Annotated in this window: 5 protein-coding genes; 4 read left to right on the top strand and 1 reads right to left on the bottom strand. The window is 72.0% G+C overall.

The annotated features are described in order from the left end of the window. Positions 1–52 precede the first annotated feature (52 nt). Positions 53–7885, bottom strand: coding sequence for an amino acid adenylation domain-containing protein (locus ACFVWU_RS42260; RefSeq protein ID WP_387631460.1), 7833 nt, complete (start codon positions 7883–7885; stop codon positions 53–55). Positions 7886–8188: 303 nt separating this feature from the next. Here ACFVWU_RS42260 and ACFVWU_RS42255 point away from each other — a divergent pair, with 303 nt between their 5' ends. The 4 genes from ACFVWU_RS42255 to ACFVWU_RS42240 are packed head-to-tail and all read left to right on the top strand — an operon-like array spanning position 8189 to position 12360. After that, the gene (locus ACFVWU_RS42255; RefSeq protein ID WP_387631457.1) at positions 8189–9142 is read left to right on the top strand and encodes a chlorinating enzyme; all 954 of its coding nucleotides are present in this window, start codon (positions 8189–8191) and stop codon (positions 9140–9142) included. A 35-nt stretch (positions 9143–9177) separates the two neighbouring features. Further along, on the top strand, positions 9178–10410 hold the full coding sequence (locus ACFVWU_RS42250) for a cytochrome P450 (RefSeq protein WP_387631456.1): 1233 nt from the start codon (positions 9178–9180) through the stop codon (positions 10408–10410). 51 nt (positions 10411–10461) lie between these two features. Beyond that, positions 10462–11211: an SDR family NAD(P)-dependent oxidoreductase gene (locus ACFVWU_RS42245; protein ID WP_387631454.1), complete on the top strand. Its 750-nt coding sequence runs from the start codon at positions 10462–10464 to the stop codon at positions 11209–11211. Positions 11212–11247: 36 nt separating this feature from the next. Continuing rightward, positions 11248–12360 carry an SIS domain-containing protein gene (locus ACFVWU_RS42240; RefSeq protein ID WP_387631451.1) on the top strand — a complete coding sequence of 371 codons (1113 nt, stop codon included), beginning with the start codon at positions 11248–11250 and terminating at the stop codon, positions 12358–12360. Positions 12361–12404 lie beyond the last annotated feature (44 nt).

The raw sequence follows: 12404 nt of genomic DNA, 5'->3' as shown, positions 1-12404 counted from the left end.
ATCCCCTCCTGCATCGGCGACAACGGAAGGACATCCACCAGATTCCCACCACTCACTTCTGCGTCCTCCACATGTCCTCAAGCTGTTCAACGTCGTGCTGGCTCAGTTCGCCCACCGAGAAGTCGGAGGGGCTGTGGCCACCCGCATCCGGGCGGAGGGCGTGCCGGACGATGCCCTCGACCGCCGCCGTCCACCGGCCGGCGAGGTCGGTGAGGTCCTCGTGCGACCACAGCCGCCGCGCGCCGGTCCAAGTGACGGTGAGCCGCGACCCGTCGTGGTCGTCGCGCACGACGGCGTGCACCTCCAGACCGTGCGCCATGGGAAGACCGGGGTCGGTCGTGGTCACCATGACCCCCTCGGGCGCCATGGCCCAGCCCGGTTCATCGCCCACGGGGGCTCCCGGAGCGACGAACCGTCCGAGGTAGTTGAACCCGATCTGCGGTGTGCCCAGGCGGGCCAGCACTTCTCGGCAGCCGGGCGCGAGGTACCGCAGCAGGCCGAAGCCGATGCCGCCGTCCGGCGCCGCGCCGGCCTGCTCCTTGACCCGCTTGACGACGTTGCCCAGGCGCGGTCCGCCCGAGGTCACGTCGGACCAGCCGATCCGGCCGGGAGCGATCCTGACCGGGTGGATGGTGGTGAACCAGCCGAGTGTGCGCGACACGTCGGCGCCGGGCACGACGTCCTCGCGGCCGTGCCCCTCCACGTCCACGAGGACGCCCTGGGCGGTCTCCTGGCCGCGCTCGCGCTGCCACGCGGAGACGGCCAGCCCGAGTGCGGTCAGCAGCGCGTCCTCGACACCGCAGTGGAAGGCGGCGGGGACGGCCGTCAGCAGGGGGTCGACGACCTCCTCGGTGAGCGTGCCGACGACCTCGACCACGTCGGCCGCGAGGTCGAGCTGGGGATCGGCGGGCGCCGTTGTCAGCAGGGGATCCGGGGCTTCCAGGACGTCGATCCACCGGGGCAGTTCGGCCAGCCGCTCAGGCGCGGTCGCCTGCGCGGTGAGCCGCTCCGCCCAGCGGCGCAGCGAGGTGCCGACCGGCGGCAGCTCCGGGGTCCGGCCGGCGGCCGCCAGGGTGTACGCCCGGACCAGGTCGTCGACGAGGATGCGCCAGGAGACGCCGTCGACGGCCAGGTGGTGGACGACCAGGAGGAGGCGGCCGGCCGCCTCGGGTCCGGCGTCGAACCAGACCAGGCGCGCGATCCGCCCATCGTACGGGTCCAGTTCCGCCGCCGCGGCGTCGACCTCGGTGCGGGTCCGGTCGGCGAGGGCGTCGGCGCCGAGGCCGGCCACGGCGACGCGCCGGACGAGGTCGTGGACCGCGGTCCTGCCGGGCGGCTCGACCTCCAGGCTCCAGGATTCGCCGTGGTCGATCAGCCGCAGGCGCAGCGCGTCGTGGGTGTCGGTCAGCGCGCGGACGGCGGTGAGCAGCGCGTCCCAGGAGAGTGCGGCGGGGCAGGTGAGCAGCAGGGACTGCGCGAATCGGTCGACGGGGGCCCTGCGTTCTCGCTGCCAGTGGACGATGGGGGTGGGCGGCACGGTGCCGATGCCGAGGTCGGCCGGCTCGCCGTCGGCGCCATCGGCCGGCTCGCCGACGATCCGGCCCAGCCGGGCGACCGTGCGCTGGGCGAAGATGTCCCGGACGGTCAGCACCAGGCCCTCGGTGCGGGCGCTGCTCACCAGCCGGATCGCGGAGATGCTGTCGCCGCCGAGGGCGAAGAAGTCGTCGTCGGCGCTGACGGTGTCCCGTCCGACCACCCGGGCCACGAGGTCGCACAGCAGCCGCTCGGCCGGACCGTCCGGGGTGCGGCCGGCCGTGCGGGGGGTGAGCGAGGGCAGGGCCGCGCGGTCGAGCTTGCCGTGGGCGGTGACCGGCAGCGCGTCCAGGAGGACGACCTCGTGCGGGACGAGGTACTGCGGCACCAGGCCCTCGGCGAAGGCGCGGAGTCCGTCCGGGGTGGGCCGGCCGCCCTCGGCCGGGACAACGTAGGCGACCAGCCGCGGTTCGCCCCCGCCCTCGCGGCGGGCGTCCACCGCCACCTGGGCGACGGCGGGGTGTTCGAGCAGCACGGTCTCGAGGTGGCCGGGCTCGATGCGGAAGCCGCGCAGCTTGAGCTGACGGTCGGTGCGGCCCCGGTACTCGAGGACGCCGTCGGCGGTCCACCGGGCCAGGTCGCCGGTGCGGTACATGCGGTCCCCGGCCGGGCCGAACGGGTCGGAGACGAAGCGCTCCGCGGTGAGCGCGGGGCGGCCGAGGTAGCCGCGGGCGACGCCGGCGCCGGCCAGGTACAGCTCGCCGGTGGCGCCGGGCGGCAGCGGTTGCAGGCCGGCGTCCAGGACGTGGGCACGCATGGTGGCGAGCGGCCGGCCGATGGGCACGGTCCGGGCGTCGGTGGCGAGTTCGCGGACCGGGTGGCTGGTCGCGAAGGTGGTGGTCTCGGTGGGACCGTAGCCGTTGACGATGACCAGGCCCGGGCAGGCGTCCAGGACGCGCCGGACCGCGGAGGGTGCGAGTTCCTCGCCGCCGGCCCAGACCTGGCGCACGCCGGTGAAGCAGTCGGGCCGGTACTCGGCAACGACGGCGAACAGTGCGGCGGTGAGCCAGAGCGCGCTGGGGCGGTGGCGGCCGATCAGGTCGGCGTACTCCTCGGCGTCCAGGTCGTGCGGTGGGGCGACGATCAGTCGGCCGCCGTGCAGGAGCGGGGCCCACACCTCGAACGTGGACGCGTCGAACGCCGCCGGCGAGTGGACGAGGACGTCGGCGCAGACGCCGTCGGCGAACCGGTGGTCCGTCGCCAGCGCCACGACGTCGCGGTGGGTCACCACGATGCCCTTGGGCTGCCCGGTCGAGCCCGAGGTGTACATGACATAGGCGGCGTCGAGCGGGCGCGGGCCACGCTCGACGGTGGACGGCGAGGTGGTGTCCGGCGAGGCGGTGCCCTCCGCCGTCAGGGCCTGTGCCGTGGCCGGGTCGTCGAGGACCAGGCGGGCGGGTCCGTCCTGCAGCACAACGTGCCGGTCGGTGGCACGGCACGTCAGCAGGAGCGCCGGCCGGGTCTCGCGCACCATGGACTCGACCTGGGCGGCCGGGTAGCGGCCGTCAATCGGGACGTAGGCCGCGCCGGCCTTCAGCACGGCGAGCTGCGCGGTCAGCAGGTCGGCCGAGCGCGGCAGCGCCAGGGCGACGGTGTCGCCGGCACGTACGCCGCGCCGCGCGAGGGCGCGGGCCCACCGCTCGGAGCGGGCGTCGAGGTCGGCGTAGCTGAATTCGACATTCGGCGCGGAGATCGCGATCGCGGCGGGGGTGGCGGCGGCCTGCCGTTCGAACAGGTCCGTAAGCGTCGCGTCGGGGGCCTCGGCCGGGCCGGACGTTCCGTACTCCAGCAGGCGGGCGCGCTCCTCGACCGATAGCAGGTCGATCCGGTCGACGGGGCGGTCGGGGTCGGCGGAGGCCTCGGCGAGCAGCCGACCGAACCGCTCGAAGAGGGCGCGAACGGTGTCCGGCTCGAACAGGTCGGAGGCGTACTCGAGGTAGCCCTCGAGCCCGGCTGGGGAGCCGTCGGCCGCGTGCCGTTCGACCAGGCCGAGGAAGAGGTCGAACTTGGCGGTCCCGGTCCGGCCCAGCTCGGTGGAGACGGTGAGCCCGGGCAGGGTGAAGTCGCCCTCGGGCGGCGCGTCCTGGAGGCCGAGCACCACCTGGAACAGCGGGTGGCGGGCCAGCGAGCGCTCGGGGGCGAGCGCCTCCATCAGGTACTCGAAAGGGACGTCCTGGTGGGCGTAGGCGGCCAGCGCCGTCTCCCGGACCCGCTGGAGCAGCTCCGCGAAGGTCGGTCGGCCCGACAGGTCGGTGCGCAGCACCAGGGTGTTCACGAAGACGCCCACCACCTGGTCCAGCGCCTCGTCGAGCCGACCCGAGATCGGGCTGCCCACGGCGACGTCGTCGCCGGCGCCGAGGCGGCCCAGCAGGGCGGCGAGGCCGGCGTGCAGCACCATGAACAGGCTGGCGCCGGAGGCGCGGCCCAGGTCGAGCAGGCGGCGGTGCAGCTCCGCGTCGAGCGCGACCGCGACGTGGTCGCCGGCGTACGAGGCGACGGCGGGGCGCGGCCGGTCCGAGGGAAGCGCGGTCTCCTCGGGCAGTCCGGCCAACTGCTCGCGCCAGTAGGCGACCTGGCTCTCCAGCAGGCCGGTGCCGCCGTGATCGACGGCGAGCAGGTCGTGCTGCCACAGCGTGTAGTCGGAGTAGCGCACCGGCACCGGGCTGAACTGCGGTGCGCGGCCGGCCGCCCGGGCGCCGTAGGCGCGGCTCAGGTCGCGCACGATCAGGCCGGTCGAGAGCGCGTCGCAGCCGGAGTGGTGCAGGACCAGGAGCAGGACGTGCTCGTCCGGTCCGGTGCTGAACAGCTCGGCGCGGACCGGCGGTTCCACAGCCAGGTCGAAGCCGCGCCGCGCGCCGGCCGCGAGCCGCTGCGCCAGCTCGGCCTCGGTGACGGGGATCGCCCGCAGGTCCGGCGTGGCCGGCGGCAGTACCTGTTGCAGGAGGCGGCCGTCGACGTAGGGCAGGATGGTCCGCAGACTCTCGTGGCGGGCGAGCACGTCACCGAGGGCTGCCGCCAAGGCGGCGACGTCCAGCGGGCCACCGATCCTCAGGATGGAGGGGATGTTGTACGTGGCGGCGGGGCCGCCCATCTGCTGGAGGAACCACATGCGGCGCTGCGCGGAGGAGGCCTCGAGCTCGGCGGGCCGCTCCCGGCGGGTGAGCGGCGGACGCGCCCGTCCAGCGTCCTCCAGGGCCGCGACCACCGCCGCCGGGGTCGGGTCCTCGAACAGAACGCGCATGTCCAGCTCGACGGAGAAGGTGGAGCGGATCCTGGCGATCAGCGCGTTGGCGAGCACCGAGTGGCCGCCGAGGTCGAAGAAGTCGTCGTCCGGGCCCACCTCGGGCTCGTCGAGGACGAGCGCGAACAGCGCGCGCATGACGTCCAGCGGCGAGGAGAATCCGCCGCCGGTGGCCTGGGCTGCCGGCGGGCCCGCCACCGCGGTGAGCGCCGCCCGGTCGAGCTTGCCGTTGGTGGTCAGCGGCAGCGCTTCGATCCGGACGATCCTGCTCGGGACCATGTAGTCGGGGAGCCGCTCGCGCAGTGCCGCCCTGGTCTCCTCCGCCCCGGGATCGGCGCCGTCCTCGGGGACGACGAAAGCCACCAGCCGCTGGTCGTCCTCGCGGTCCTCGGTGAGGGCCACCGCGGCGAGCGCCACGCCGGGGCACTCGGCGAGTGCGGACTCGATCTCGTTGGGCTCGATGCGGAAGCCGCGGACCTTCAGCTGGTCGTCGGAGCGTCCGACAAAGGTGAGCCGGCCGGTGGTGTCGCGGCGGGCGAGGTCGCCGGTTCGGTACATGCGCTCGCCGGGCCGCCCGTCCGGGTCGGCAACGAAGCGGCCCGCGGTGAGGGCGGCCCGGCCGAGGTAGCCACGGGCCAGACCCGGGCCGGCGACGTACATCTCGCCGACGATGCCGGGCGGGATCGGCCTGAGCCGTTCGTCGAGCAGGTGAACCCTCAGGTCGCTGATGGGGGTGCCGATCAGACTGTCCGGGCCCTGCTCGGGGTTCAGTTCGACGTTCGTGACGTGCACGGTGGTCTCGGTGATGCCGTACATGTTGACCAGCGCCGGACCGGTGGCCGCGTGGCGCCTGCGCCAGTCCGCGAGGCGGGCGGGCTGCAGGGCCTCGCCGCCGAAGACGACGGTGCGCAGGCTGAGCCGCCGGCTCAACTCGGGCAGTTCCTGGTCGGCGGCGGCGAGTTGGTAGAACGCCGAGGGCGTCTGGCTCAGCACGGTCACCCGCTCGTCGGCGAGCAGGCCCAGGAACCGCCTGGGCGAACGGCTCACGTCGTACGGGACGACGACCAGCCGGCCGCCGTGCAGCAGGGCGCCCCAAATCTCCCAGACCGAGAAGTCGAACGCGGCCGAGTGGAACAACGTCCACACATCGTCGGGGCCGTAGCCGAGCCGCTCCCGGGTGGAGCCGAAGAGCCGGACCACGTTGGCGTGGGAGGTCAGCACGCCCTTGGGCATGCCGGTCGACCCGGAGGTGTAGGTGAGGTAGGCGGGGCAGTCGGGTTGCAGCGGGCGGTGGCGTTCGGCCGCCCCGATGGGCTCCGGGCTCAGGCCCTCGGCCTCGGCGAGGAGTTCCGCCGCGTCGATCGTCGGCCACTCCCGGCCGACCGTCACCTCGGCCGCGGTGACCACCAACCTGGCTGACGCGTCCCGGAGCATGAAGTCGATCCGGGCGGGCGGGTAGTCGGGGTCCAGTGCGAGGTAGGCCGCGCCGGACTTGAGGACGCCGAGCACGGCGGCGACGAGGTTCGCGGAGCGGGGCAGGGCCAGCGCCACCACGTCCTCAGGGCCGGCGCCGCACGCGACGAGTGCGCGGGCGATCCGGTTCGACCGCTCGTCGAGTTCGCGGTAGGACCAGGTCACCCCGTCCGCCGTCAGTGCGGGCGCGTCGGGGGTGCGGGCGGCCTGGTCGGCGAACATCTCGGGCACGGTCCGCGCGGCCCGGTCGGTGACCTCCGCCCCCGCTGCAGGCGTGGGCGCGGCCGACCGGCCGACCCGGGCCACCGGCAACGAGCGGTCTGCCGTCACGAACGCCTCCAGCACGGCGGTGAACCCATCCCGGTGGTCCGCCAGCCCGAGGTCCTCCCGACCGTTGACGTCGATCTGCAGCCCCTGGCCGTCCTGCCGGTCCCAGACCATGAACAGCAGGTTGCCCACCAGGCCGGACGACAGGTTGCGCATCGTGCCGCGCGCCGGGCCGAAGCGCAGGTCGTACGGGTGGGAGATGACATTGACGACCGGCAGGATGGAGGTGACCGCGGGCATGCCGAGGTCACGCTGGACGTCCACCCCGCGGTAGCGCTGGTGCGCGACGGCCGCCGCCATCCGCCCGCTCACGTGTTCCAGCACGGCCGCGACGGTCATCGCCGGACGGATCGTCAGGCGCAGCGGGAGGACATTGGCCAGGGTCGCGGGCGTCTGCCGGGCGAGCCGGCTCGCCCGGGCCGAGAGCGGGAACGCGATCTGGACGTTCTCGTCGCCGGTCAGCCGCTGGATGTGGAGTGCGGCGGCGGCGGTGACGACCACCGGCCACGGCACCCGGCCGGCGCGGGCGGTCTCGCGAACGGCTTCGAGCTGTTCCTCGGAGAGCCAGCGGGTCGCGCGGCGGAATGCGGCGGTCGTTCCCCTGGTCCGGCCGACGAGCGGTGAGGGCTCCGGCCGGCGGCCGTCCAACTGGCCGAGCCAGAAGTCGCGGTCACGCTCGAAGTCCGCCGAGTCCCGGTACGCGGTGTCCTCGTCGGCGAGGTCGCGCAGCGAACCGAAAGGGCTGTGACCGGGGTCCCGCTTCTCGCGGAGCGCCGTGTACACCTCGGCTACCCGGCGGGTGACCAGGGAGGAACCGTAGGCATCCATGGCGATGTGATGGTAGTTCTGGTACCAGAGGTGCCGCTCGGGGCCCAGCCGGAGCAGCGCGAAGTTGAACAGTGGTCCGGCGACGAGGTCGGACGGCCGCGCCAGCTCGCGCGCCATCCACGCCTCGGCCTCGGCCTGCGGGTCCACCGCCTCGGACAGGTCGATCGTGCGCAGAGTCCACGGCCGGCCCCGGTCGACGGTCTGCCCGACCGTGCCGTCCTCCTGGTGGAACCGGCTGTGCGCGGTGTCCACGTCGGTGACGACGGCGCGCAGGGCCGCCTCGAAGGTCTCGACGTCGAGCTCGCCCTGCACATCGACGTACTCGCCGACCTGATAAACCGAGTTGCCGTCGCTCAGCCTCTGCTCGGCGGACCAAATCTCACGCTGCGCTGCCAGCAGCGGCAGCATTGTGTCGGCGTTCAACAAGATCGACGACCTCCGGGATTTCCTACGGGATGCGCGGGACCACCTGGACACCGAATTGGCCGGGCGCGCGGACGGCGCGGGCCGGATTCGGGAAAGAAAAAAGCAATATTGAGCCACTCGCTCCGACGAACGTAACCGGGCACCCGGCACCGGACAAGCCCGGGATGTCGCCGCGATATTGCCCAGCTGCTGTCCCGCCGGCGGGACAGCAGCTGGCCTTGCCCGCCCCGTACCTGCTGGGTAACCTCGCTGTGTCCGCTGTCCACCGCATTTCAAGGATGCCCTCGGAGAGAATCCAGCATGACACTTGACACCGAGCAGTGGAATCTCTCGGAACCCGAGCTCGAGTTCTTTCGGGAGAATGGCTACATCGGGCCGATCACGGTTTACACCCCGGAAGAGATGGACACCCTGTGGCGAAAGGCCCGGAGCCAGGTCCTCGACCGCTCGCACGCCGCCTATCCGGTCGACGAGGCAATGTCGGGCGCCACGAACATCGCGAACTACGACCGCCACCTCGACATCGACCTGCTTCTCCAGCACGTGTGCAACCGCAGGATCACCGAGCGGGTCGCGTCCATTCTCGGGCCGAACGTGCTCTGCTGGCGGACCGAGTTCTTCCCGAAGTACCCGGGTGACGAGGGGACCGACTGGCACCAGGCGGACACCTTCGCCAACGCCAGCGGCAAGCCGCAGATCCTCTGGCCCGGCGAGACCGAGGACGAGTTCGGTAAGGGCACCATCACGGTGTGGACGGCGTTCACCGACTCCACCCGGGAGAACGGCTGTCTGCAGGTCATCCCCGGCACCCACCACCGGATGAACTATGACGAAACCAAGCGGATGACGTACGACATCGCGCAGATCAACTCCAAGGTCAAGGAGGGTATCCCGCGCGGGTTCTTCGGGTACGACTACCGCCAGCTCCAGGTCGACCCCGACTGGAAGCCGGCCGAGGAGGACGCGTTCTCCCTGGTGATGGAGCGCGGCCAGTGCGTGATCTTCTGGTCCACCCTCATGCACGCCTCGCTCCCCAACACCACGACGAAGAGCCACCGGATGGGCTTCGCCACCCGGTACGTGCCGACCAGCGTCAAGGTCTACCCGGACACCGAGCGGGTCGAGGAGTACGGCGGCAGCATCCCGCTGGACAAATGGGGGGCGGTCCTGGTCCACGGCCAGGACGACACCGGCCACAACAAGATCCTCCGCGAGTCGCTCCACGGCACCCCGATCTCCCACTTCATGCGCTGAGCCGTCCGCGCGCACGCCACGAGGAGCACACCTGAATGACCGTCACACCACGTGCGGTAGCCCCGCCGATCGTCATGGGGTCACCGGAATTCGCCGCCGACCCGCCCGCCCACTACGCCTGGCTGCGGGAGAACGCGCCGGTGGGGCAGGTCCGGCTGGACTTCGGAGCGTTCGCGCAGGACGTCTGGGTGGTCTCGCGCTACGCGGACTGCAAGGCGATGCTCACCGACCCGCGCCTGCGGCGCTCGCCGTTCGACGGTGCCGCGGCGGGGGTGGAGATCCCCGAGCACGTCCGGCTGGTCACCTCGACCCTGGACATGAAGGACGGCGCGGAGCACCGCCGGCTGCGCACCCTGGTGATCTCCCCCTTCACCCCTAAGCGGATCGAACTCCTCGGTGAGCAGGTCCGCGTGCTCGCCGGGCGGCAGCTCGACGAGCTGGGCGCCCGGGGCGTGGACGGCCCGGTCGACCTGCGCCGGGACTACGCCCTGCCGGTGACCTACACCGTCATCGCCGAGCTGGTCGGCGTCGGCGATGACGACCGCCCGCGCTTCCAGCGCGGCGTCACCGCGCTGATGGGCAGCGGCACCCGGGAGGACTGGGACGCCGGCCTGCGCGAGCTCGTCGCGATCACCCGCGACCTGGTCGCCCGCAAGCGGGCCGAGCCCGGGGAGGACCTCGTCTCCGGCCTGATCGCCGCCGAGGAGGCCGGCGACCGGCTGGACGACACCGAGCTGCTCGCCATGGTGTTCAGCCTGGTGACCGCCGGCTACGAGACGACCTACAACCTGATCACCAACGCGGTGGCCGCCCTGCTGGAGCACCCGGACCAGCTCGGCTTGCTGCGCTCGACCCCGGCGGACGGGCCGCTGTGGCGGTCGGCGATCGAGGAGGTGGCGCGCTGCCTCCCGTCCATCACCGCGACCCGGCCTGCCACCGCCATGGAGGACATCGAGTGGCACGGGCAGACCGTGCCCGCAGGTGCCTCGGTGATCCCGCTGCTCGCCGCCGCCAACCGGGATCCCGAGGTGTTCGAGGACCCCGAACGCTTCGACATCACCCGCTCGCCCAATCCCCACCTCGGCTTCGGCCACGGCGTGCACTTCTGCCTCGGCGCCAACTTGGCCCGTATGGAGGCCCGGGTCGCCCTGCAGGTCCTGTTCGAGCGGCACCCGAAGCTCGCGCTCGCCGTCGACCGGAGTGAACTCGCCCTGGAGCCGATGCCCCTGTGGAACCGCTACCGCGAACTCCCGGTCCACCTCGGGTGACTGCGGCGAGACCGGCGCGCAGGAGACCAACGACCCGAAGGGAGCGGTGAGATGACCGGAACGGGTCGCACAGCCGTCGTCACCGGCGGAACCAAGGGGATCGGGGTCGCGTTCAGCCGCCGGCTGGCCCGGCTCGGCTACCGCGTCGTCGCGGTGTACCGCAACGACAAGGCCAGTGCCGACCGGCTGGTCGAGGACGTCCCCGGCCGGATCGAGACGGTCCGCGCGGACGTCGCCGACCCGGACGCGGTGGCCGCCTTCGCCGAGCGCGTGCTCACCGAGTACGGCGCACCCCACGTGCTGGTGAACAACGCCGGCCGCAACATCGACGGGCCGTTCCTGGAGATGGCGAACGAGGACTGGCGCCAAGTGCTCGACGCCAACCTCTCCGGGCCCTTCTACCTGACCAAGGCGTTCGCACCAGCCATGCTCGGCCTGCCGGGCGGCGCCACCGTCATCAACATCGGGGCCACCACCGCCATCCGGCCCCGGCTGAACGGCGTCAACTACTGCGCGAGCAAGGCGGGACTGCTGCACCTCACCAAGTGCCTCGCCCTGGAGTTGGCCCCGCACATCCGGGTGAACTGCCTGATTCCCGGAATGATCGACACCGAGGAGATGCGCACGCGCTACCGAGTCGCCGACCCGCAGGCCCGGGCCGACCTCCTCGCCGAAATCCCTCAGCAAAGGATCGGCTCGCCCGAGGAGATGGCCGACGCCCTCGAATTCCTCGTCGGCGACGGTGCCCGCTACGTCACCGGGCAGAAACTCATAGTCGACGGTGGCCAGTTCATGTGGTAGCGGTCACCGCGCTGGTTCGAGAGATAAGGGCTCTCTATGTTTACACGCCTCGACCGGTACGCAGATTTCCTCAACACCAGGTACCGCTCGGATTTCCTCAAATCTGACGAGTACTCCCTCGACGAGGTCACCCCCGACCTCCGGAAGCGCATCGAGAGCGGCCAGTTCGACCGGATCGTCTTCTCCGGCATGGGCTGCTCGGCCATCGTCTCCGACGTGATCGGCACCTTCCTCAACGCCTCGGGTTCCGGGGTGGAGGTCCACGTCTTCAACGACTACGACTTCCCCTACCTCGTCCCCCGCTCGGTGGCCGACGACGAAGGCACGCTGTTCATCATCAGCTCGTACAGCGGGCACTCCGAGGAGCCGGTCCGGGTGTTCCGCGCCCTCGCGGACCGGTACCACCGCACGCTGCTGCTCACCTCCGGCGGCCGGCTGGCCGAACTGGGCCGGGAGGCCGGGGTGTCGGTGGCGCGCTGGGAGCTCAGCCAGCCGGATCGCGAGTACCCGCTGTTCCACGTCGGGCAGTACTTCTCGATCCTCCTGGACATGTTCCTGGAGCTCGGGCTCATCAAGGACGACCACCGGGCGGAGGTCGCGGCGCTGCCAGGCCACCTGGCCACGGACTTCTCGGCGGCGCTGCAGGAGCAGGCGCGCGCGACCGCACGGTGCTCGCAGGACGCCAACCTCCTGATGCTGGCCTCGCCGAAGTGGTACATGAGCTTGCTCAAGCTGGCCAAGATGCACTTCAACGAGATGGCCATGGCACCCGCGACCCGGAACTACTTCCACGAGTTCTGCCACAGCGAAGTCGCCACGCTGTCCGACCCGGACCGCCGGCACAGCGTCCTGCTGTTCCGCGACCCCGACGACGACGCGTACACCCGGCAGAAGATGGACAACCTGGTCCGGCTGCTGACGCGGGACATCCCGCAGAACCGGAACGTCACGGTGACCGAGATCGCGCTCGACCAGCCGACGTTCATGCGGAAGTACTTCACGGCGCTGGAGTTCGTCCAGCACACGGCGCTGGAGCTGGGGCGCAGCTACGACACCAGGTCCCGCGACCTCATCTCCGAGGCCGCCGGCAACCCCTGGTACCACACGACCGCGATCCGGGCCGAGGCCGCTGCGGCGGGAACCGGCTGATCCCGGGGCACGGACGCGCAGGGGGCGGGCAGCAGGTCGTGGAC

Origin of the sequence: Kitasatospora sp. NPDC058190 (genome assembly GCF_042883685.1) — a bacterium.
Classification (GTDB): Bacteria; Actinomycetota; Actinomycetes; order Streptomycetales; family Streptomycetaceae; genus Kitasatospora.
Note: the sequence above shows the minus strand (reverse complement) of the source record. Positions and strands in the feature narration are given on the sequence as shown.

Excerpts from the sequence above, each read along its gene's own strand:
- ACFVWU_RS42255 (WP_387631457.1), top strand. The coding sequence starts at position 8,189 with ATGACACTTGACACCGAGCAGTGGAATCTCTCGGAACCCGAGCTCGAG.
- ACFVWU_RS42250 (WP_387631456.1), top strand. The coding sequence starts at position 9,178 with ATGACCGTCACACCACGTGCGGTAGCCCCGCCGATCGTCATGGGGTCA.
- ACFVWU_RS42245 (WP_387631454.1), top strand. The coding sequence starts at position 10,462 with ATGACCGGAACGGGTCGCACAGCCGTCGTCACCGGCGGAACCAAGGGG.
- ACFVWU_RS42240 (WP_387631451.1), top strand. The coding sequence starts at position 11,248 with ATGTTTACACGCCTCGACCGGTACGCAGATTTCCTCAACACCAGGTAC.